At 34.8% G+C, this 23452-nt stretch carries 20 protein-coding genes and 1 other annotated feature; of the genes, 3 read left to right on the top strand and 17 right to left on the bottom strand.

Features of this window, described 5'->3' with window-relative positions; genetic code table 11:
• Positions 1-17: 17 nt before the first annotated feature.
• The 6 genes from AB3I12_RS00170 to AB3I12_RS00145 form a co-directional block, all read right to left on the bottom strand.
• Positions 18-1457: an ABC transporter substrate-binding protein gene (locus AB3I12_RS00170; protein ID WP_034866998.1), complete on the bottom strand. Its 1440-nt coding sequence runs from the start codon at positions 1455-1457 to the stop codon at positions 18-20.
• Positions 1458-1473: 16 nt separating this feature from the next.
• On the bottom strand, positions 1474-2391 hold the full coding sequence (locus tag AB3I12_RS00165; protein WP_010737756.1) for a carbohydrate ABC transporter permease: 918 nt from the start codon (positions 2389-2391) through the stop codon (positions 1474-1476).
• A gap of 13 nt (positions 2392-2404) precedes the next feature.
• On the bottom strand, positions 2405-3373 hold the full coding sequence (locus AB3I12_RS00160) for a sugar ABC transporter permease (protein ID WP_063627236.1): 969 nt from the start codon (positions 3371-3373) through the stop codon (positions 2405-2407).
• Positions 3374-3599: 226 nt separating this feature from the next.
• Positions 3600-5117 carry a response regulator gene (locus AB3I12_RS00155; RefSeq protein WP_063627237.1) on the bottom strand — a complete coding sequence of 506 codons (1518 nt, stop codon included), beginning with the start codon at positions 5115-5117 and terminating at the stop codon, positions 3600-3602.
• Positions 5114-6835, bottom strand: a complete 1722-nt coding sequence (locus AB3I12_RS00150) for a sensor histidine kinase (RefSeq protein ID WP_063627238.1) — start codon at positions 6833-6835, stop codon at positions 5114-5116. Before AB3I12_RS00150 ends, AB3I12_RS00155 begins: the two co-directional genes overlap by 4 nt.
• A complete protein-coding gene (locus AB3I12_RS00145) occupies positions 6828-7511 on the bottom strand; it encodes a hypothetical protein (RefSeq protein ID WP_063627239.1) in 684 nt (227 codons plus the stop codon). Before AB3I12_RS00145 ends, AB3I12_RS00150 begins: the two co-directional genes overlap by 8 nt.
• 409 nt (positions 7512-7920) lie before the next feature.
• On the opposite strand from AB3I12_RS00145, the gene AB3I12_RS00140 reads away from it, so the two are divergent.
• Positions 7921-8685: a LytTR family transcriptional regulator DNA-binding domain-containing protein gene (locus AB3I12_RS00140; RefSeq protein ID WP_202606086.1), complete on the top strand. Its 765-nt coding sequence runs from the start codon at positions 7921-7923 to the stop codon at positions 8683-8685.
• Positions 8686-8744: 59 nt separating this feature from the next.
• On the opposite strand, the gene AB3I12_RS00135 is transcribed toward AB3I12_RS00140, so the two are convergent.
• From AB3I12_RS00135 to AB3I12_RS00110, 6 genes are all read right to left on the bottom strand, one after another.
• Positions 8745-10007 carry a sensor histidine kinase gene (locus AB3I12_RS00135; RefSeq protein ID WP_063627240.1) on the bottom strand — a complete coding sequence of 421 codons (1263 nt, stop codon included), beginning with the start codon at positions 10005-10007 and terminating at the stop codon, positions 8745-8747.
• 504 nt (positions 10008-10511) lie between these two features.
• Positions 10512-12269, bottom strand: a complete 1758-nt coding sequence (locus AB3I12_RS00130; RefSeq protein WP_063627241.1) for a hypothetical protein — start codon at positions 12267-12269, stop codon at positions 10512-10514.
• 8 nt (positions 12270-12277) lie between these two features.
• Positions 12278-13318 carry a DUF916 and DUF3324 domain-containing protein gene (locus AB3I12_RS00125; protein ID WP_368015405.1) on the bottom strand — a complete coding sequence of 347 codons (1041 nt, stop codon included), beginning with the start codon at positions 13316-13318 and terminating at the stop codon, positions 12278-12280.
• A complete protein-coding gene (locus AB3I12_RS00120; RefSeq protein WP_010737764.1) occupies positions 13315-14025 on the bottom strand; it encodes a WxL domain-containing protein in 711 nt (236 codons plus the stop codon). Before AB3I12_RS00120 ends, AB3I12_RS00125 begins: the two co-directional genes overlap by 4 nt.
• A gap of 17 nt (positions 14026-14042) precedes the next feature.
• On the bottom strand, positions 14043-14711 hold the full coding sequence (locus AB3I12_RS00115) for a WxL domain-containing protein (RefSeq protein ID WP_063627243.1): 669 nt from the start codon (positions 14709-14711) through the stop codon (positions 14043-14045).
• Positions 14677-15018 carry an LPXTG cell wall anchor domain-containing protein gene (locus tag AB3I12_RS00110; RefSeq protein ID WP_063627244.1) on the bottom strand — a complete coding sequence of 114 codons (342 nt, stop codon included), beginning with the start codon at positions 15016-15018 and terminating at the stop codon, positions 14677-14679. The genes AB3I12_RS00115 and AB3I12_RS00110 overlap by 35 nt, the downstream gene beginning before the upstream one ends.
• Before the next feature lie 508 nt (positions 15019-15526).
• Positions 15527-15765: a binding site (T-box leader), on the top strand.
• A gap of 133 nt (positions 15766-15898) precedes the next feature.
• Here AB3I12_RS00110 and brnQ point away from each other — a divergent pair.
• Complete coding sequence (brnQ, locus tag AB3I12_RS00105) at positions 15899-17257, top strand: branched-chain amino acid transport system II carrier protein (protein ID WP_063627245.1); 1359 nt, start codon at positions 15899-15901, stop codon at positions 17255-17257.
• Between the two features lie 147 nt (positions 17258-17404).
• Here the strand turns inward: brnQ and AB3I12_RS00100 are convergent, their stop codons facing one another.
• Both AB3I12_RS00100 and AB3I12_RS00095 read right to left on the bottom strand, forming a co-directional pair.
• Complete coding sequence (locus AB3I12_RS00100; protein ID WP_010718894.1) at positions 17405-17668, bottom strand: hypothetical protein; 264 nt, start codon at positions 17666-17668, stop codon at positions 17405-17407.
• Between the two features lie 14 nt (positions 17669-17682).
• Positions 17683-18900 (bottom strand): radical SAM protein, encoded by a 1218-nt coding sequence (locus tag AB3I12_RS00095; protein WP_196763496.1) that lies wholly within the window; start codon positions 18898-18900, stop codon positions 17683-17685.
• Between the two features lie 788 nt (positions 18901-19688).
• Between AB3I12_RS00095 and AB3I12_RS00090 the strand changes: the two genes are divergently transcribed.
• Complete coding sequence (locus AB3I12_RS00090) at positions 19689-20144, top strand: helix-turn-helix domain-containing protein (protein ID WP_010718891.1); 456 nt, start codon at positions 19689-19691, stop codon at positions 20142-20144.
• Between the two features lie 359 nt (positions 20145-20503).
• Here AB3I12_RS00090 and AB3I12_RS00085 read toward each other — a convergent pair whose 3' ends face one another.
• The 3 genes from AB3I12_RS00085 to truB all read right to left on the bottom strand — a co-directional run bounded on the left by AB3I12_RS00085 (position 20504) and on the right by truB (position 23350).
• The gene (locus AB3I12_RS00085) at positions 20504-21289 is read right to left on the bottom strand and encodes a glucose-1-dehydrogenase (protein WP_034698325.1); all 786 of its coding nucleotides are present in this window, start codon (positions 21287-21289) and stop codon (positions 20504-20506) included.
• A 199-nt stretch (positions 21290-21488) separates the two neighbouring features.
• Complete coding sequence (gene ribF, locus AB3I12_RS00080; protein WP_063627246.1) at positions 21489-22424, bottom strand: riboflavin biosynthesis protein RibF; 936 nt, start codon at positions 22422-22424, stop codon at positions 21489-21491.
• Positions 22425-22426: 2 nt separating this feature from the next.
• The gene (gene truB / locus AB3I12_RS00075) at positions 22427-23350 is read right to left on the bottom strand and encodes a tRNA pseudouridine(55) synthase TruB (protein ID WP_010718888.1); all 924 of its coding nucleotides are present in this window, start codon (positions 23348-23350) and stop codon (positions 22427-22429) included.
• Between the last annotated feature and the right edge of the window lie 102 nt (positions 23351-23452).

Genomic DNA, 23452 nt, shown 5'->3' with positions numbered 1-23452 from the left:
GGCTTGTACTATCTGTATTATTTTTGTTCTTTTTTCCAACTATCATATTGTGTTTGCATTTCCGTGATAATTTCATCTAGTCCAGCCGCATTCATTTTTTTCTTCATATTATTCAAATTCTCTTGTGTTTCAACTGAGCCAGTGTTGATCAATGCTTTAAATTCTTCTTGTACGTTATTCAAAGCAGCAAGTTGCGTTGTCACAGCTTTCGTATCAAAGTTGAATCCAAGTGCTGGGGATGCTTCTGCTTGCTCATTATAAGATTTCAACACTTCCCATTCGTCTGTTGGCGCACCTTCTTGGTGATAAAGATTGAAGTAATTCCCAAACATATAAAATGGCATCGTATAATTACTATGAGCATCTAACCATTTGATTGTCTTCTCCCCAGTTTTTTCATAATGTGTTCCTTCAATACCATAGGATAAGAGATTCATCAATTTTTCGTCGGTATTTACAGCTTCTAGTAGCTTCATCGCTTCTTTTGGATGTTTCGAGTTCGCACTGATCACCGTACCGCCACCCATTGCTGAAGCATTCGTCACAATTGAATCTACCATAGGCGTTACCACTACATCTTTTTTCACTTGGTCTTTGACTGTTGCTGTATCAAGTGGTCCCATCACGGTTGAAGTAACAAACCATTCTTTCCCAACAATATCGGTTTGTTTTGCCAGTGCTGCATCTTTATTCACATAGCCTTTTTTCATAAAATCTCTCACTTTTTCAACCCGTTCAACGTATGGTTTCTCAAAATAATAATTGACGATCTTCCCTTCATCTCCTTCAAGGTTGATCCCAACGGATGTTGATAATTCATCGAATTTATAAGGGTTTCGGTAACCTTCAGACATGTACCAAGGATTGATTCCTTCTTTTTCTTTGATCGTTTTGAGCCATGGTTCAAGTTCATCATAGGTTTTGATTGATTCGTACGGAACATCATATTTATCAACTAGTTCTTTATTGAAGACAAAATATTCCGTAGCAGCGATTTCTTTTTGCGCTGGTACCCCATATATCTTTCCATCAATGGTGGAACCTTTCCAAAAATTCTCGTAGATTTCAGCTTTTAATCCTTGGTTTTCATTATCAAGTAATTCTGTGATATCGTACAATGCGCCCTTTCGAGCATTGGTTAAATAATTAAATCCTCCTAGCCAAGAAGCAGTAAATGCGAGATCAAAGCTTTCTCCGGCATTGACCAGTGCGCTCATCTTTTGGTCATATTCACCCCAGTCAATTTGATTAAGAGACACTGTGACATTATATTTGTCCTTTGTATACTTATTGACCGCCTCATTCACTTTTGCCACATCTTTTTGTGGAATACCCGTTATGTACCAAGTAAGATCCACCGTACCAGACTCACTCGCATTACTGGTTTTGTTACTTGAACATCCTGTTAAAAGACCTCCTGCTAATAATGCAGCTCCTAGCAATACAAATTTTTTCATTATTTTTCCTCCTATACTATTCTTTCACTGCGCCAACAGTTAAACCACCAATAAAATATTTTTGAAAAAAAGGATATGCAATCAAGATCGGTAAAGTAGCTACTACTACCACCGCCATTTTGATCGTTTCAGTGGGTAAAGCACCGGTTTGGGTCATCCCCATTTTTCCAGCATTGTTTGCAATAAATTCAATATTATTCTCCATCTTCATCAACAAATACTGTAACGGTACCAATTGATTATTATCTGTATAAAGTAATGCTGAAAACCAATCATTCCAATAGCCTAAGGTTAAAAATAAGGCAATGGTTGCGATACCTGGTAACGATAACGGAAGTACGATTTTAAAATAAATCAACCACTCACTGGCACCATCGATATATGCTGATTCAATCAATGCTTCTGGGACAGACATTTGATAAAACGTTTTCAAAACCATGATTGAAAACGTGGACATACACAAAGGTAAAATCAATGCCCAGATAGAGTTCCTCAACCCTAAAACATTCACAACCACAATGTAATTACCAATCATCCCACCGCTAAACAACATGGGTATCAAAGAATACCTTGATAAAAACCCTCGATAAGCGTAAGTCTTTCGAGAAAGGGTATACGCAAAGGTCGACATTAAAAACACACCGATGACGGTCCCAATGATCGTAATGAAAATCGTTGTACCGAAAGCGGAAAAAATCGCTCCTTCTTCAAAAATTGCTTGAAAAGCTGCTAGGCTCCATTTTTCAGGTAGCAGTCGGTACCCGTTTCGTTGGATCGATTCTGAATCAGTAAAGGCGATAATACAAACTAAAATAAAAGGAACAGCAGTTAAAAAGGTCAATATCCCTAAACCCAGACTAATCAAAAGGTTATTTTTTTTACTGATTCGTCCAAATCGGTTCAAAGATTCACCTAGTGTTTTTTTTGCTTCCACTCTTTTTCCTCCCTTAAAAGATTCCTTGTGTTTTATCGATTTTTTTGACGATCATGTTGGTTCCTAACACTAAAAAGAAGCCAACTACTGACTGCAACAGTCCACCAGCAGCCGATAAACCGATATCTCCCATAGACGACAATCCGCGATAGATATAAGTGTCAATGGTTTGTGTCACATTGATAAGCGCCCCTGAATCTTTTGGCACTTGATAAAACAATCCGAAGTCTGTCCGAAAGATCCCCCCTACTGCTAAAATCGTCAACATAATGATCACCGGTTTCAACATAGGAATCGTGACATACCAGATTTGTTGGAATTTTGTTGCTCCATCAAGATTAGCTGCTTCGTAATAAGATTTATCAAACCCGCATATTGCGGCTAAAAAAATAATCATATTGTAGCCCATCGTTTTCCACATTTGTACAACGACTAAAATATAAGGCCAATACTTTGCTTGCATATAAAATTGGATCGGCTCTTTCCCAATACTTATCAAAAACTGATTGATAAACCCATTTGTCGGGTCCAAAAATGCAAATACGATATAACTGACAACGACCATCGAAAGAAAGTAAGGAATAAACATGACACTTTGATACAATTTTGATAGTCGCTTACTGAAAATTTCATTTAACAATAATGCAAGGATCAATGGCACGATGATTCCCATAACAATGAACAGCACATTATAACCAACCGTGTTGCGAATAATCAGGCTAGCATTCCCACTTTTAAAAATAAATTCAAAGTTTTTAAAAGCGACCCAATCACTCTTCATAAAACTCTCAAAAAAATTACCACTTAATCGAAAATCTTTAAACGCCACTAAAATCGCAAAAAGTGGAAAATAGGAAAATATCGCAAACCAAATAATTCCTGGTAAAGAAAGGAAAAATAAAGGTCGGTTTTTTTTAAATGTTTTTAACACACGATTTTCCTGCTTCTTTTTGACAAATGTTGCTGCTAAATTTTCTTCCATCCTGTTCAACTCCTTATCTACGTTTATCATAAAGTAAATAAAGCGCTTTCTCAATTTGCGATTTTATAGATTTATTGGCAAAATTATAGACAATATTTTTTGTATGTAATAAAGACACAAAAAAGAAGAGTCTGGAATATCACTCTTCTCGAAAAATGATTCATGATTTCATTATTGGTTTTGCTACGCCTTTCTTAGTCATAAAAAATGATAAAAGAATGATTTTTCATTTTAGGTTCAACGGCTCTCTTTCGTTTTCGAACTTGCGTGCTTTATTGGGGGTTATTCCGTATTCTTTTTTATAATGACGATAAAATAAACTGATATCATCATATCCTAAGGCTTTTGCGATCACAGTAATTCTTTCCGTACTCTCTTTGATTCGCTGATTGGCTTCTCTCATACGAATTTTTTTATCATATTCACTAAAACTCATATTCAATTCTTTTAAAAAAAGCTGTCCAAGATAGGCTGGATTCATATGAAATCGCTCAGCTAATGATTTTAAAGAGTAGCGTTTCGTGAAATCCTGATTGACTAGATATAAGATTTGGTCAATCACTGGAGAATGACTTTTTGTGGTACAACTTATTTCAGTCAGTTTTGAACAGATCGTACCTATCTTTTTCTTAAAAACTGATTTGTCTGCTGTCTTTAATGCGTAGATCAATGGTTGTAACTCTTGATAAGCTTGTTCTTGTTTTTCCAGAGTAGCAATCCCTTTGTGAAGTGCGATCAGCAAGTAATGACATACTAACGACTGAATCGGATGGTCTTTCCATTGATCAATATTGGCAATAGCTAATTGTTGGAATGCTTCAATCGATTGGTTTTCAAGATAAGCTAAACTTTTAAAATAAATTTTCTGCGTTAGTTGGTATTCGTTGATCAATGTAGTTTTAGGAAATAGATCAATGACTAATGGGTTTTCCAAGATATTTTTACTTTCCATAAATGGTTCAATACTTCGATAAGAATGTGTGATCTCAACTAATGAATGGCAGCCACTACCGATGACCGCAAATAAATCAAATGTCTCACATAAATATTGAATACTTAACCGATAATGTTGTTCTTCTTTAGGAGAAAAAAACAAAAGAAGTTTATTCGGTTCCAATAAAAGGCTATAAGGTTGGACGAATAATACCGATAACTGCTCAGAAACACGTTCAAAAAGTTTATCATTATAAAAAGCACCTTCTAGGTAAGTGATGGTATAATTTTGCCAATCCGTGATTGGTTCAAGGATGTCCTGCCATTTTGCTAATTCCGTTGACGAAATTTCTTGATGCAGCAATTTCCGCAACAAATTGACACGAAACACATCAATCTGTTGATTGTTCTTCAAATGCTGAAAGAGTTTTTCTTCTTTTATTTCTCTTGTCAACTTCCCAAAAGTAGTGGCTAACTCATTAGGATCGACTGGTTTTAAAAGATAATCACTACTTCCAATGAGAATGGCTTGTTTCAGATAACTAAAATCATCATAACTACTGATAAAGATGATTTTTATTTGTTTTTGTACACAACGTGCCTTTTTAGCAAGTGCCAATCCATCAATATCAGGCATTCTGATATCTGTTAATAAGATATCAATAGCTACCTCATTTAGGATTTTCAATGCTTCAATACCGGAAGTTGTTTTAAATGTCGTGAAATTTTTTGTGTTACCGGTTGTTTTTTTTAGCAGTTTCTCAATTCCTTCTGTGATTAACGGTTCATCATCAACTAGTAAAACATTCACACGATCTCCCCTCCTCTTTTTTTAGGCATGGTGATTTGAAATTTCACATAATCTTCTTGCGTAGTAAATGTTACGCCATACTGATGACCAAAGCGTTGTTTGATTCGATAATCTACCCCAAATAAGCCAGTAGGGGCAGTCATCTCCAGATCATGGCTGTTTTGAGCAAGTTGTTTTTGGATTCTTTGTTTTTCAACTTTTGGAATTGGCTTTCCGTTATTTACTACTTCAATGTATAACCGATCATCCTTTTCAAAACAATGGATCTCGATGAAGTTATCTTGGCGTTGCGAATCAATCCCGTGATGAATAAAATTTTCGATGATTGGTTGGATCGTAAATTTCTCAATCAGCAAAGATTCAAGACTTGGATCACAAACGATATCATAAAATAGTGCATCTTCAAAACGTATTTCAAAAAGACTAAGATAAGCATCACAATATTCCAATTCTTCCGCTAAACAAATGACATCTTTCCCCTTGATCAATTTACGGTATAATGTTGCAGCATTTAAGAGCATTCCTGCCACTGCGTGATCTTCATTTAGTTCTGCTTTCATTCGAATTGCTTCTAACGTATTGTAAAGAAAGTGTGGATTGATCTGGGACCGAATACTTTGGATCTGATAATCCTTTTGTTTAATCTTACTTTTATAAACTTGATGAATCTGGTCATTTAACTGATACGCTAATTCATCAATACTAGAAGAGATCAAAGAAATCGCATCATCACTTTTATAGTCGTCTGATTGAGCGAACTTTTCAGGGTCAAAATTCCCTGTTTTTACTTTGGTAATTTTTTGAGTTAGTTGAGAGAGTCTTCCCTCTATTTTTTGCAAATACTGAAATAGAAATGGGAAAAAACCTAAAAACACAAGGATGGCAAAAAAAGAGTAGACAGTATAGATCAAAGAATATTCTGTAAAAACATTGGCATACTTTGTCGTGGCTGTAACCACGTAATGTTCTGCTTGACGTTGGTCTAGAACATATTTTGGTTTTATCTCCGGTGGAATAGGGTTGTTTTTGTAGAAAACTTGAATATTGCCGTTGTTTCTTAACACTTGATAATGAATCTTTTCAAATAATGGAGAAATATCATAATAAAAATAGACATCTGCTGCGTAACTTAAATCTGTTTCTTTATGTAATTCTTTGTGAAATCCAATCAGATTTCTATTCTTATTTATCTTAAAAATTTGCTTTTTTGTCTTTTCGATATCGTTTGGGTCTGCTAGATGAAATTCATCCACTTTTTTCATCGTGGTTGTCTGATCTTTTTGAAAGACTACGCTACGTTTCGTCTGCGCATGATAAATAACTACAGTTGACAAATAATCATTCATTTTAAAGGACTGATTAACAAAATTTTGGGTTCCATTATACTTTGAACCGGCATGTTTCATGTAAGTAGTCGTTTTGTATTCGTAGTATTCTGCGAGTGATAAATTAGTAATTTGTCTCAAATCTTCCAAGTCAGGTTGTTCCGCATACAAAAGCGCCAGCATATTATCTGTTGCATTTTTCATCATCATAATTTCTGTATAAAAATTTAAGTTGATTTCCTTTAGATTTTCATCTCTTTTTTGATGGAAAGAAACTGTGATGAGATAAATAATAAAGAATAACACTAATAAACTAACGCTCATCCACAACATGTAACGATAAAAAGCGTGTTTCAAAAGGTTATGTTTAATCCTCGTTATGCTTTTAGTCATTTCTCTGATCCAATCCCTTAATACTCGCTATCCGAGTTTGTAAAAATGGTGCATAAAAAGTTAAAAACAAGTAGCAGTAGCCACTAAAACCGACAAAAAAGAAGATAGCTGGCGAGCGTGGAAACAATAAAAGAACAAATAACAGATAGGCAATCGTAAAAAGCTGTAATTGCCATTTTTGAAAAGATAAAATCATCGCATTCAACAACGTTTTTAAAAAGGTGTTTTGGAAAAGGATCGTTTCCATGATAGCAAAAGGAAGGATCAACATCCCGTAGACCGCTAAAATAGCATAAATAATGACAAATATAGAAAAAATTGGAGAAAGTTCAACCATAAAAAAGAGAAATCCTATTGAAGCAATCAGACTGATGAGCAAATAGACAGGTAAACTATCCCAAGAACATGCCTTAGCGATGCTCCGCCAAAAAAATCGGAGATTGCTTTCCTGTTTCTTAATAATAAACTGATACAGCGATTCAAATAGTGCGATCAATGAAATAGCAAACAGAATCATAAAGAGACCCATTAAGATTAGATATAAAGTAACTCCTTGATAAATCATCAAATAAAGGTAACTAAACAGCGGTAAATTTACAACAATAAAAAAAAGATTGTTCACGACTACATAAATGATCTGTGATGCTACATCATATATTTTTTCTTCCCTTGTCAATTGAATCCCCTCCCTAACCAATGTACTATTTTACGTATCTACCTTAACATAAAAGCGTTTTCTTGTAACGGCTATTTCAATTAATTTTTCTCTTTTCTCATTCTTGCTTTTCTTCATATGACCAACTAATATAGGATGTTCTTTCTTTTTACGAACAAAACCGTACGCATTGGTTCAACTTTTAAAAAAGGTATCCCAGCTTTTGTCTGTAGACTATTTCCAGATGATTTTTAGACTTCTAAAATAACCGTTTTCTCTCTGACTCTTTCGCTCAAATTTTACTTCAACATCCATATTTCCTTTCAATTATTTAAATATTAAATAAAAAAAGTCTAATAATTTATTCTTTTATTCTCTTTATCCACACATTGATTCTTGCTATACTAAGAACGATTGAAAGTTGGAGGTGATGTGTGTGAAAGTGTACTATATTGAAGATAATGTATTCCATCAAGAAGAATTTCGTAAACAATATAATCGTAGTGCTAATTTAGCAGCAATTTCGTTAACCATCCCCTTGCCTTCTCAATTAGAAAAATTCTATGCTGACCTTGATTTTATGCCTATCCAAGACTCAGATATTTTTATTGTTGATATCGAATTGAACCGTTTTCATTCTGGGATTGATTTTAGCAAAAAAATTCGTCAAAGAAATCATTCTTGTTACATCCTGTTCTTGACGAATGACACAACTAAAGGAATGGAGATTATCAATCAAAATATTCGAGCAGATAAATATTATAGTAAAAAAGACATCACGGAAGCTGTAAATGGCTTGGAAGAATTATTGTTCAACCATTCGAATTTGCCACAAGGACAAAGTAAACTCATTAAAATCGAATCACTTTCTAAAATCTATTTAATCGACCCTAAAGAAGTCAATTACTTAAGTAAGATCACAGGTTCTCGTTCGACCATTGAATTTTTCTGTCAAACAGAATTTTTTTTGATTCATGGAAAAATTGAAGAACTAAAACAAACGTTTCAAAACTTTCATTTTTTCAATGATTTGAAGAGTTACTCCATCAATCCAGCTAATATCAAATTAGTAGATAAAAAGAACAATGAAATTGTGTTTAAAAACGATGATGCCTTGATCCTTAGCCGAAGAAGTATAAAAAAATTAGTTGATTTTATGGAACATCTGAAAAATGAAAATCATTTGGTTCAGTAGTCCTATACGTACAACAAAAAGCCACTTGCCTATTCAGTAAATAGGCAAGTGGCTTTTTGTTAATGGACTGTTTCCTTTTTCAAAGTTAAGATACAGTAAAAACGTTGCTCTTGTTTGTCATACTTTAAATTCAATGCAAGATTCTCATTCTCTTCTACGATTTTTTTGACACTGTATAACCCAATTCCCTTACTACTTTTCTGACTGGTTGTTCCTTTTTGAAACAATTCAGTTAGATTTTTTCCAGTGTTTTTGCTGGGATTACTAAATTCAAAATAAAAACAATCCCACAAATGCTCAACGATGATCGTGATTTCTTTTTTTTCTTTCGCCATCGTTTGATCATAATGAACAAAAGCATTTTCGATAATATTTGTAAATAAGCGAATCATATCATAGGAATTCATTGAAAGCTTGGGTATGATATGATTGACTTGGATTTTATAAGGTATCCCAAGCTCTTCTGCCCGCTTAACAAATTTGACAAAAACTCCTTGCAACAGTGGATCATAAATTTTTTGTAACTTCATGTGTAAAGCATCGTTGAGTTGCGTTTCAAAAAACTCTTTTTCTTCCCCTACGATGGCCTCTATTTCGTTATGAATTTGTTTATTCTGTACAAGATCTTCCATCACACTAACATAATTTTTATAATCATGACGAAATTCTTCTAGCTTTTGATAATATTCTTCATTTTTTTTCATGCTTTCCAAATAGATCTGATAGTATTCTTCCTTTTTTTCATTCAATAAAATCAAAAGCATAAGTAGTCCATAAAAGGAATTACTAGCAACTAAAATAAAAGAGGTTAAAAGGAAATCCAATGAATCCATCGAAAAAAGCAAATGATACCACAAAAGTGACATGAACATACATATAATCAAAAATGTCGAAAACAGACGATTTTTTTTATATGCGTATAGATAATTACTAATTCGAAACTTTTTATCTAATTCTTTCATTACAATTAGGATTGCCACTAAAAGCAAAATTTCTAGGATCGCATTCGCTAACAAGTCATAATTTTCTAAAAATCGTGGCACTTCAATTGTCAAAAAAACAGAAATACCGATAAAATTTACACAAAAAGTATTTAATAAAAAAACAATAAATAGATTTCTTGTTTCCTGAAAAATATATTTTCCATTATAAAAATAAAGTAAAACCAAAAATACTGGCGTCCATTCAATCAGCCATATATTAAGTAGCGTTAATCCCAAACGAATGAAGCAATCCATAAAAATCCTTTTTTTTGCAAATAAAATGAGACCTATCAGTGCAAAATTAAGATGAACCACTATAATATAAATAATCACTTCCATTAACCCATCCCCCTAAGCAAACCAGTTTATCATTTTCAAACATACCACTTTTTCATTAATTGGTGCCTCCCCTTTTGACAACCAATAACATTACTGTTATAAGATAACATGAATAATAAAAAATACTAGAAAAATCGCAAGCATATTTAGAATATTTGAAAAATTTAATTTTTATTTAACCACCTTAGAGCTTAACTGTAAAACTGAACCTCACGTTACCTTAACCTTCTCGATTAGATGGAAATCCAAGTTTCATTTATTCATCTTTTTTTAGTAGCATAGAACTATCCAAACTATTTCAATCAATGAACAGTCTTCTTTGATCAGCATTTGCACCATCCTTAATAAAACAATACAAAAAAATAAGCCAAAGATAGCTTAAATACAAAAAGTAATTTTGGCTATCTTTGGCTTATTTCGCTAATTTCAATATTAAAAATCTGGATTTCAATCATTTGAATATCCCTGTTAACCAGCTCCACTATATTTTATCAATAAAAGTAACTAAGGGGCATTGACAATTGTCCATTCCACCTGTGATGAATATTCCCCAGCATATCCACCGGGTTGAACATTTAGATAAAAATAGTTTTCTGAATTTTGTAGAATGCTGTAATTCCGGACATTATTATTAGTTGTTACTTCAGTCATAGGAAGTGTGATCGGATGTTCTTTTTCGATGACTTGTGCCGTATCACCATTTTGATAAAAAAGAGTGGCTGGTAATACTTGTTTACCATCTTTAAACTCTTCAGTTTGTGACACATTAAGTTTCCAATTAATCGGTTTTCCAGTTGTATCTTCTACTAAAAGATTGGCTGCCTGTGTCAAATTTGTTTGAATCGTATGACTAGCAACGGGGATTGACATGAAAGTCAGAAGATCTGGTACGTTTACAAATCTCACAACCCCCGCTTCTTTGATCACCTTAAATGTTTCAATATTTGATTGTTGTTGTTTTTCATTTTTAACATAAACTTCAAATTGATTTTCTCCTGCTGCTAAGTCTGCAAGTGTGAAATTCTTTGAAAAATCAACCATATTTCCAGGTTGTGTATTCGCAATCGAATCTGAATCATTCAGCTTTTTTTCAACACCATTTAACTTATAGTAAATATTGATCCACGAACCACTATCGGCTTTCCACTTGCCACTCAAGGTAAACCCTTGATCCCCCGGGTAAAGAACGAGCGTTTGATTAGCAAGATTATTTGCCAGTTCAATCGTAGGAGGTGAAGCAGGTTTGGTCATTCTTAAGACCGTTGAATCTTGTGCTGACTCACCATTACTTTTTTGAATCATCAAAGTCACATTATTCACTTCTGAAACTGATGGTAGCTGACTCAGGTCAACAGGTACACGAAATGTGCCATCACTCTTGAAGCAAGACAATAGTTCATCAGTGTTCATTATCATCCCATTGATTGTTAAGTAAGCTGTGAGATCGTCCAAAGGACCACTCCATTTACCTGTTAGCGTGATCTGCTCGGAATCTAATTCTAGATTTTTGCTCGTATCATCAAAAGATAAGGCTAACTTTTCTGATTGAAAGCTTGGCATTTCAGCAGATAAAAAATGAGTAAATCCAATATCTTTTTTCATACTATCCCAAACAGATGCACGCAAGACAAATTTATCCTTAGTGACTGCTTTTTCTGTGACTTTGGCACGATAGGTGATCGTCATTGAATCACCCGTTTTTTCCAATAATCGATAAACCGAGTAATTGTCACTATAAGGACCATCAGAGATACCGTCTGAAGCGAGCGGCAATATTTCTGTAATCCGCCCATCATAGGACTTGGAATCTCCAAATTCTGTATGTCCATAAAAGTTATAAGCCGTTATGATGTCATAGGCAACTTCCTTAGATGGAGCCATCAAATTTCCGTTACCTGTTACACCACCATGTTTATAAACAAGTTCGGGTTCTCCTAATAATTCCAACCCTTGCTCTTTATCAGGAAAAACCGTCACTAACGTTGATTGCTTATACTCTTCTTCAAGGTTTGTATCATCTTTTTTTTCTAAAACTGTTGTAACTGTTATCGTATCCCCAATCGCTGTATAATTTGGATTCCCATCTTTTACATAGGTGATTTTAGCATGGATATGTCCACCATAGATGTCAGCTTCTGATTGTCCATCAGGCCATGAATCCGCAACAACTGACTTAGTAGAGAAGGCTAGCTGAAAGAGACTGAACAAAGCAAAATAGGCGACTAGAAATAATAATTTTTTATTCACTCTTTGCTTTTTCATTTCTTTTCTCACCTACCTTTTTGCTGGAACAATTTATAACTTAAGAATGCAATGATCCCTAATAGCAAACTACCTATACCAATGATCATCGGCAAATAAGACACTTCTGCTTTTTCTTCTGTAATTGCTTCATCATTGATTTTTTTGGCATTGTCTGGTTTGATCGTAAATGTTTTTGCTAAATGCCATTTCTTTTGATTATTTTCTGTTGTCGCATCCACTGTTAACGTATAAGTTCCCGGATCGATTTTCTTCTTGTTGACACTGATCGGAAAGTCAAAGTTCGTATTGGGTGCGATCGACATATGATCTTTGTTTGCTGTATACAACACTTTTGATGAACCTTTTTTAGTGATCGTCGCTTCCGTATGAACTTGGCTGATGATTGTTGATGTAGGATTTTGTAAATGTGCAAAAATCGTTGCATACGAATTTTGTAACCCAGTTCTTGCAGAAATCAATTTCAAATCTGGTGAGACAGGTTTACTGTTGTTCCTAAGCTCAACCCCAATAACATAAGCATACTTATTTCGAATCGCTGTTCCAGAAACTTTTTCACTTTGGTTCTCTTTTTTCGTTACATGGATACCTCCTAAAAGAATCCCGTCAAATGATTCTTTTGGCATTTTCAATTGAAAATGAACGTCTTTTGCTTCTCCAGCTGGAATTGTTACTTCCTTTGCATCAGTGGTTAAGCAATTACTGACTTGGTATTTGGCAGAGGTATCCTTTTTAACTGTTCGTTGATTATAATCGATCACACCGTTTGTGTTGGTCGCTGCATTGTTGATCTCTATTTCAAAGACACTTTCTTTTTCTCCGACATTGGATAAATGAATGGATAGGTCGCGCGTTTCATTTGGTGCTTCAGTTAAATCAAAATAAGATACATCTTTATTTGTTTGTTCTTCAGGTATATTTGCACTTACACTATATGCAGATTCAGCTGAATCTGCATATGAGGTAAGCGAATTGACATCAAGGATTCCCCAAACTCCGATGATGCCTGTGACTAAACAAATAAAACGATGATGACGTTTATGCATCATTGTGCATCAGTTGGACCTGCAGTAAGGGTCCAAGTAATCGTTGCGGTATACTCTTTTGCTTGAGCAGAACCAGCAGGAACAGTCAATTGAACATTTGTATTGTTTCCTTCTTCTCCTTCAAATACATCTAACCAAGTGCCCTGACCATTCAGACTTTTTGCCGTCATAACTGGTTGAGCTTCATGATTGTTAAAAGTGAAATCAAAAGCATCAGGTTTGCCGCTGATGTTATCAGAAGTTGTTCGAGTATCTCCATTCGCAAATGATAGGATTGCTCCTTTTAATTCAGTGCTGTCAGCTGCTGAAAATTTTGAAGCAGTCGCAGTTAGTGACCAGCCACCAGCTACTCCTCGTTTATCTGTAATTTGAACAAATGGTTTTGCATTTGCTGCGACATAGACTTTTTTATTTTGTGAAATTTCTTGTGTACCAAAACTGATATTGGACACATAGTCAATTGAAAGTGGTCCTTGATCGCCAGTTCCATGATTGTTAGGGTCATCTGGATCTACTTCGTCTGGTTTGTCGATTGGATCATCTGGATTATCTGGATTCACTGGTTTATTGGAATGGGTATCATTCCCTTCGAATGTGATCTTTGCTGTTGAAGTTGCTGAATCACTCATTTCTTCTGCATAGATGGTCATACTCATGGTATTAATGGCTAACACACTTAATAATGTAGTTGCTAGAATATTTTTTTTCATGTTTCTTCTCCTTTAGATTAAGCTGGTGCGTCTGTTAATGTCCAAACAAGTGTGGCAGAATAAGTTCCTGCCAAGTTACCAGAAGGTACTTTTAATGAAACAGCTTCTGCTGACATCTGATCTTCCCAAGTCCCTAGACCGGTTGTTGCGGCAGCAAACATAATATTTTGCGCATCTTTATTTACTGTTACCGTTGCCGTTTCAGCTGCCGGAGATTGATTCTCTGTCACCGTTTTTGCTGTCCCTGCTGGCAAGCTTAGTTCAGCCCCAGCTAACGCAATACCATTTTCAGTATAAAATCCTGCTTTTTCACTATCATAGCTAACTTGTAAGTTCCAACCTGCACCATTTCCTCGTAGATCAGATATTTGTGTTTCAACAAATTCATCTGAATTCCCAGCTGTATAGTTTTTTGTTTCACTAGCGATTTTTTGTGTACCGAAGTCAATATTTGAGATATAGTCAATACGTAAAGCACCGGTGTTTCCTGTTGGAATATACGTACCTGGTACATCTGGTGGATCAATTGGATCCGTTGGTTCATCCGTTTCATCTTGTTTCTCTAACCCAACTTTAGCGATACTTGTGCCATGAGTATCATCGGCTATTTCTGCATAAACGGTTGTTGCTTTCGCACTAATAACGAATGTGCTAAATAGTGCGATTGTTAAAACTACTTTTTTCATTTTTTTCCTTCTTTCCTTTTCTCAGTAAGAGGAAACCTCCTGCTGCTGTTACAATGAGTCCACCACAGATCATCAAAGAACTACTCTGCTGATCAATTGTTTTTGGGAGCTTTCTTTGCATCATTCTTTTTGTCTGCCCGTCTTTCTCTTTTGCCAGATCTTTTGATGATGCATTTGAAGGATTTGGTACAAAGCGGATCCCCGCTGTGCTTTGTACAGATTCAGCGTAGACAATCATTGTTCGCGTATATGCCTCAATGGTCAAAAAAATAAGGAACAAAAAGAAAACAATCGTCATCTTTCTCATCCACTTACCCTCACCTTTCTCTTTACAGCAAATGTAACAAAACCTCCTTTTTTTAATCTTCGCTCAATTGGGTAAATCCTATTTTACTTATATTCATTCTAAAAAAAGGCGTTTGAAACCGTTTAACCTTACAATTTTTGCTTTTTTTGCCTTAAAAGATGAATCGAACGACTGACTGATAACAAATCGGTGTGATAGATCAAATTTCAAAATTGTTGTAGAGACAGTCAAATAAATACTTTGCTAACAATAGTTGGCTGTTTCTAACAATCTCAAAGAATATTCCACCACATTTTTCAAGCCATTAGGCATTCGTTTCACTATTTATTATGTAGACACTTAACTACGCTTCTGTCCTTAACGAAGACTCTTACAGCAATAAAAATTGACCGTAATTAAGAAGAAAGAAAAAAATCAATGGTGAACGTTTCACCCAAATCTATTGACAGAAAATTCAATTTTTTACTTTTTTTGTCTTGACACTGTCCATCATTGCTTCTATAATGAACAAAAATCATTGATAGAGAGAGTAACAAATAATAAGCATTTTAGAGAGCGATTGGTTGGTGGAAAATCGTAGGTCTATTATTTGTGAAAGTAACTCTGGAGATGCACAAGTGACGTTAGAAGTTTGTGCCGGCGATCCCCGTTATCGGATAATGCGCTTCACTATTAGTGAGTCGCTAAGAGATTGTTTATTCATAAACAAAAAAAAACGGTGGTACCGCAATGTCAATTGCCCGTTGGAATAATTATTCCAACGGGCTTTTTGTGTTTTTCACCAAAGAAAGGAAAAGATTTATGCAAATTTTTAGACAAAGACGAGTCAGACGTTTAGCTTCATTTCATTTATGTTAACTAAACGATTAAGGAGTTATTTATGATGGAAAAATTATCAACAAAGAAATTATTTTTATTAGCTTCACTCATTTTCGGAATGCTTTTTGGAGCAGGTAACCTTATTTTCCCTGCTCATTTAGGTCAACTTGCAGGTAGTCATTGGTTATCTGCTGGGATTGGTTTTTTGATCTCCTCTACTTTATTACCTTTAGCTGCACTGATTGCCTTAAGTAAAACACGCTCAAGCGGGTTGTACGATTTTGCTAAACCAGTGGCTGCGTGGTATGGTACCTTATTTCTTATTATGAACCATATGGCCTTAGGACCTTTATTCGCCACTCCCAGAACTGCTGCATTAGGATATCAATTTAGTTTAGGAATGATTTTACCAGAAAAGTATACAACGATTGGCTTATTTATCTTTTCGGTTATTTTCTTTGGCTTAGCCTATTATTTATCAACTCGTGAATCAAATTTATTAAAAATCATTGGAAAATATTTAAACCCATTATTCTTAATTTTACTATTCGCTGTGTTTATCGTCGCTTTGATTCTTCCCTTAGGTCCATTGGATGCCAAGCCTGTACTGGATTACCAACAAGCAGCAACTACCAACGGCTTTATCGAAGGATATAATACAATGGACGCATTAGCCTCATTAGCTTTTGGAATTACGATCATTCGTGCGCTTCAAGGAATGGGGAATCATGATGAAGACCAGATTGCTAAAAATACTGTAAAATCTGGTCTATTAACGATGGTTTTATGTGGTGGTATCTATTTGGGGATTATTGCATTAGGTACGATGTCTTTAAATCGCTTTGGTATCTCCGAAAACGGAGGGATTGCATTAACTCAAATCGTTCAATCCTATTTTGGTAAAGTGGGATTGATTTTTATGGCCTTGATGACGCTATTAGCAGTTTTCACTTCTGCGATGGGATTGATTGCCTCATTTGCCCAAGATTTCTCTGTTCGCTTCCCTAAGATCGGCTATAAAGGATGGCTTCGAATCACTACATTACTTTCTTTTATTACCGCAAACTTTGGACTTGACACCATTATTGCTTGGACCATGCCATTTTTAATGATTCTTTATCCTCTTTCCATGGCAATGATCATCCCAGCACTTTGCTCTGCCTTTTTCCAAAATCGCAGAATCGTTTATCAATTGACGACAATCTTTACAGCCATACCTGCTTTATTTGATGGTATCAAAGCATTACCTATTCAAAATCATTTGACAACAAATTTAACCAATTGGTATGTTCATACGATTCCATTTGCTTCCAGTGGTGTTGGTTTTATCCTGCCAGCAATCAGTGGCTTTATCATAGGCGTACTGTATTGTTTAATTTTTAAACAAAGAACTGAGTTAGACCCTTCTCTATCTAATTGAGTCTTGTAACGGACAAAGAGAAGTTTTACCGAAATATGACGCTTCATTTGATAATTTGAGTGAAGCCAGAAGAAAGAAGCAAAAAAGAACAATGTTGATTATCTTTTGATAAACGCATTGTTCTTTTGCTAGTTTTCATTGATTGACCTAATCTTGTAAGAGAATTTGATTGTTGATCAGATCTGAGATAAACTCTGTGATATATTTTTCTTTTTCTTCATTAGAATAGTCACCAGAATCAGCAAATCGTATTAATACTTTTTCTTTTACATGACTAAGTGCTATATTTGTTTTTAATAATTCAAATATATAGATCGATACTTCATTATCTAAAAGATAGATTTCATCATTCATGGAAAGATAGAGGTCATTCCCTAATTTCTCATAGGCCAATTCGCCGTTCAGTCTCACCTAATCACGCTCCTTCAGGTCATTTCTGTCTGTTTCCAGATACGATACATTTGATTTTTTATTAACTCTTGCAATAATTGACATTCAGAGCGATCCACTCCATGAATATCATTGGTATGATAATAATGTTGCGCACGACAACCACCACCGCATAAATAGCGAAAAGAACAAGTTTGACAACCAGATAAATGATGGATATTTTGAGATTCAAGCAATTCTATCTCTTTATGGTTATAAATATCAGCTAATTTGTTTTTTCTGATATTACCTAATTTATAGTCATCTGTCTCCAATAATTTACATGCAAAAATATCCCCAACTGGATTGATAACGAACTCTCCCAAACCCAAACCACAAGATTCTTTAATTGTAAATGGCTTTAAAAATGCAGATCGTTGAGGACTTTTTTCTTTGCACTCGATTTTTTTTCTTTCTTCAAAAGATAATGAAATATCTGCCATACTACCTCTTCCTAATTCGCTAAATCCACCTAATTTATAGGCGATTCCATTCTCTTTAAAAAACTCAATCGTTTGATCAACTGATTTTAAGTTATAGTTGGTAACGGTTGCATTAACGTAAATATTATGGAAACCGATATCTAAAAGATTACGGATACCTCTCATTGCTATTTCATAACAACCTCTACCACGGTTCTTGTCATTTTCTTCTTTATCAATCGAATCCAAGCTGATGGTCATTGATTCGCATCGATCTGCCAAGAATTGTGCATTCCTTTTTTTTCCAATCAAGGTTCCATTAGTGATCAAACCAACCGATAAGCCTAGTTGATAGGCATAATCGATATATTTTAAAGAATCATGATTCAGTCCTATTTCTCCACCAGTAAAAATGACTTTTTTTACACCACAGTCTTTTAATTGCTCTAATAGTTGGAACCATTCAATAAAAGACAATTGATCTGGATAGTTCTTGGTCATATCTGCTTCTGCGTAACAATACACACATTTTAAATTACATTGATGTGTCAACGCCAAATAAGCGGTTTCAGGAATGGTGACTTCATTTTTTTTTACTTTTAATGGCTCGTCTAATAGAAGCTGAAAGATTTTTAGTTTTTTTTGCGTAGACTCGGATAACGCTGAATACTTTCGTAGCTTCACCAACTCTAACTCTTCTTTAGAAATCACTAGCCAGCTGCTTCTTAGAACATTATGGAGAATCACTTCATCAAGAAAAGGATAAGCGTATAAATTTTCCTTGATTTTCATAGATCACTCACCTCTTTTATTAGCATCACAAACGAATAATAACATTTTGACTATATTAAATAGGAAAATAAAGTCGCCTTTTTAACAGGGGAGTTTTGTAGGCAACTTTATTTTCCAATTAAAAATGGACATCGGAAGACTAGATTAAGAACCGTTACCAATCAATAACCCACAAGAACATGGGGACAAAACATTGCCAGAGATTTTTTTTAGTACAGGTTTCGTAAACATAACAAGTCTCCTTTCTGAACTTTTAGGAAAAAGCACGATAATATTCATTTTTTTTCCTAAATATAGTATAAACTTTGAATGAAAATATTGTCAATGACGGTTCGAGAGAAAAATTATTAAAACCTTAGTTATAAAATAAAAAAAATTAAACAATTTATGCGTTTCTTTTATATAACGCTAAAATTTCTAAGACACGTTGATTTGTTCTTCTGACTTATTTGATTGGATTCATTGCTATCTATAAGTAAATTTGTTTTTATTTTATTTCATCACCTCAAATTTCCATAGTGTTCATAAATTTCCATTAAGTTATTTTAAATAACGATTTTTTAAGTTTAAATTTGAAAAACACTGCTTTATCTGTTTATTTTATTCTAAACATAACGATTATTTAACGAACAAATCTATTTTTTTCATAAGAATTTTAGTATAATTACAATCTATAAAGTATATTTAATTCCTCATCAATCTGAAACTAACTTTTGGGTCATAAGGACTTTATTTTAATTCGATACCACGGTGTTTAAATAAGTGGTTTAATTTTTAGGAGGGATATATTGAAAGGTTATTATTCAGTACAAGAATTAGCCGACCAACTTGGTGTGACAACTCGTTCAATTCGAAACTATCTGCACGAAGGGAAATTAAAGGGAACAAAAGTTGGAGGAAAATGGAAGTTTTCTGAACAAAATTTGTTTGATTTCCTTTACGGTGACAAGGAAAATCTAATGATCCAAAAAGATTATCAAGTGACGCTTGATGTCCCTGTCACATTAAAATTATCTCTTGTAACAGATGATTTTCACGAAATGGATGCCTTTAAAGAGCAACTTTTTAACTATCATTCAGAGGTTTATGCTAATAAAAATGATCGATTGATCCAATACACGCATTTCAAAGAAAATGAATATGATATCTTAATTGGTGGTAACTTTAATTATGTCACTAATTTCGGGTCATGGATCTATGAACAACTACAAAAACAAACATCCATTTCACTAAAAAAGAATTAGTTTTTTATTTTGAAAGAGAGACTGTGAAAGAAACGATCTGCTCTGATGACAATAAGCCTGAATTTTTTGAAACAGCTTCCCATGTTTCAAAAAATTCAGGCTTATTTCAAGAACTGGATGCATAAGCACCGTGCATAAGAGATTGCGAAAAGAGCGTTTGACCTGATTACTCGCCAAGTAAAAACTACGACGAGTAATCGTTGGAGCAAACAAGATAAAAATCTCGAAACAGCTCCCCCTGTTTTGTGGATTTTTGTCTTATTGCCGAAGGTCAGCTCTTTGAATGTCGTTTACTGTTTTTTTAGATTCTAAATTTATTTTTTTCCTATTTCTTGTTTCTATAATAATGGTAAGTAGCTTTAACCCTTACCACCTTGAAAGGATGGATATAGTTTCATGCCACCATCTACAAATAAAGTAATTCCTGTCACATAACTGGATTCATTAGAAGCGAGCCAAGCAGCAGCAGCGGCGACTTCCTCGGGTTTACCCACTCGTTCCATTGGTATCATGCTTTCTAGAATTTCTTTTTCTTTTGGATCTTCAAATTTTTCTGCATTAATCGGAGTTTTGATCGCCCCTGGTCCAATACTGTTGATTCGAATATTTTCTGGTGCATACTCCATGGCTACTGTTTCTGTAAACAGCTTGACACCGCCTTTTGATGCTGCGTAATGAGCAAATGTCGGCCAAGGGATTTGTTCGTGAACGGAGGACATATTGATAATATTACCTTTGATCTGATGAGTTTTAAAATAATTCAACGCTGTTTTTGTCCCTAAAAATACGCCTGTTAGGTTCACCTTTAACACTTTCTCCCAATCTTCTAATTCCAGCTCATGGGTTGGTTTTTGCGTTTCCATACCAGCATTATTGACCCAGATATCTAAACTTCCGAACGTTTCGATTGCTGCTTTGAGCAGACGATCCATCCCTTCTTCTGTACTGACATCCGCTTCGACAGCTACTGCTTTGCCACCATTTTTTTCGATCTCGGCTACTGCTTCTTGTGCCCCTTCTTCATCCGAATGATAGTTGACAACCACACACATTTTTTCTTTACCAAAGCGTTCACAGATTGCTTTACCGATCCCTTTTGATCCTCCAGTTACTACTGCCACCTTATTTGTTAGATCTTTATACATATACTTTCCACCCTTCTTTTTCACCTACTGCATACTTCCTATATCAAGTGTACAATAGCACCCTGTCTTTTAGGCAAACGATACGCTTATTCGATCGATTTACTTTTTTCTATAATAAAAGAGTCAGCAAGCTACTTGCTGACTCGAATGATTTCACCAAAAAAGGCTTTTTTATTGTCTTCAGTTAAATTCAATACTTTTATTTAAAATAGTCCGCTGTCGCTTTTTCATCTGCTTTCAGTTGTTCAATCAATGATTCAACGTTTGGAAATTTCACTTGGTTTCTCAAAAAATGATGCCAACGGACTTTTACATGCTCTCCATAGATATCTTGAGCAAAATTTAAAATATATAATTCAACGGTAAGTTCACGATCATCACCAAAGGTATCATTATGACCGATTGATCCCATTGCTTGATACCACGTTTCACCAACTTTGATCTCTGAAACATAGACACCTTCTTTTGGAAGATGAACAGTACTTTTAACTTTGATGTTAGCTGTTGGGAATCCTAGCAGGCGACCACGAGCATCGCCATGGACTACCACCCCTTCGACCTCGTAAGTAGCCCCCAATAAACGTGTTACTTCATTTATTTCTCCTGCGTTTAATAATTCACGTATCCGTGTCGAACTAATCTTCTCGCCACTGTCTTCTTCTTTTGGTACAGTGATGATTTCAAATCGATTCTTTGCATAACTTGGTAAGTGCGCTACATCTGCAATTTCTTTAGGTCCGTAAGTATAGTCAAAACCAGAAACAGCATATTTTGCATGAAGTCCTACGATATATTGATCGACAAATTCTTGTGGAGCTAAATGAGCAAACGATGACGTAAAATCGATTTCGTATAAATAATCAACACCTAATAGGGCCATTTTTTCTTCTTTTTGTTCCAGAGTAGTCAAATATTTTACTTGACTTGGATTTATTTTTTTGAAGACGATTGAAGGATGTTGGTTGAAAGTCATCAAAGCTAATTTCAATCCTTCTTTTTTGGCAATTTCTTTTCCCCGATTGATAACACGTTGATGGCCTAGATGTACCCCGTCAAAAAAGCCTAAAACAAGTACAACGTCTTCTGGTGGGATCTGATCTGCTTGATAAGGATGTCTAATTTTGATAATTTTCATTTTTATACCTCATTCCTCAACACTTTGCTTGGTTTTAATTTATTTTTTTCTTTTGGATTTGGCTGGTAAATACTTACTACTTTGTCTTGGTAAAAAAGTGCGATCTCTTCTGTCGGCATTTCTGCTAAGTTAAATACCTGATAATCTAAGCGCATACCATTTTTAACTTTTTCCCAAACACGATCACTAATGTCTACTCTCTTAAAACGAGCAACACCAGCTTCTAGTGGCAATAAATGTTCTTCAAAGGTTCCTGCAAGCATATAATCTGCTACTTGCTGCAAAGTGATTGCCTGCTCCTTCTTCATTCCTCCACTAGCTGTTCGAGTTAGATCGGACATGTGAGCAGGATAGCCTAATTTTTTCCCAGTATCAACAGCAAGCGTTCGTACATAAGTCCCTTTCCCGCATACTACCTCAAAACGCCAAGATAGCAATCCCTTCTCTTGGTCCCAATGCACGTCACTTGTTCTTTCAAAACGTTCAATCTGCGCTTTACGCACGGGACGTGTAACTGTTTCATTGTTTCTGGCATACTCATAAAGACGTTTGCCGTTCACTTTGACAGCTGAATACATCGGTGGTATCTGAGTGATTTCCCCGATAAAACTTTTCATCGTTTCATCAATTTCTTCATCACTGATTAATCGATCAACTGTTTTACTTTCGACGACCTCACCAGATTTGTCTTCTGTCGTTGTACTAAATCCTAATGTAATCTCTCCTTGGTATACTTTTCCTGCATCGCTTAAATATTCGATAACTTTAGTCGCTTTTCCAAGGCAAATCGGTAACACACCATCAACATCAGGGTCTAACGTACCACCATGACCAATTTTTTTCATATGTAAGATTTTTCTTAATTTAAATACACAATCATGACTTGTCATGCCACGTTCTTTCCACAAAGGTAATAATCCGTCCATGTTTTTTCTCCCTATCCAATAAAATATCAACTTTGTCATTATAACACATCCCACAATAATGTGACGATTTTACCTTTTTTCGCTACGTTTTTATTATTTGGC

Origin of the sequence: Enterococcus sp. C65 (genome assembly GCF_040887165.1) — a bacterium.
GTDB classification, from domain to species: domain Bacteria; phylum Bacillota; class Bacilli; order Lactobacillales; family Enterococcaceae; genus Enterococcus_B; species Enterococcus_B hirae.
Note: the sequence above shows the minus strand (reverse complement) of the source record. Positions and strands in the feature narration are given on the sequence as shown.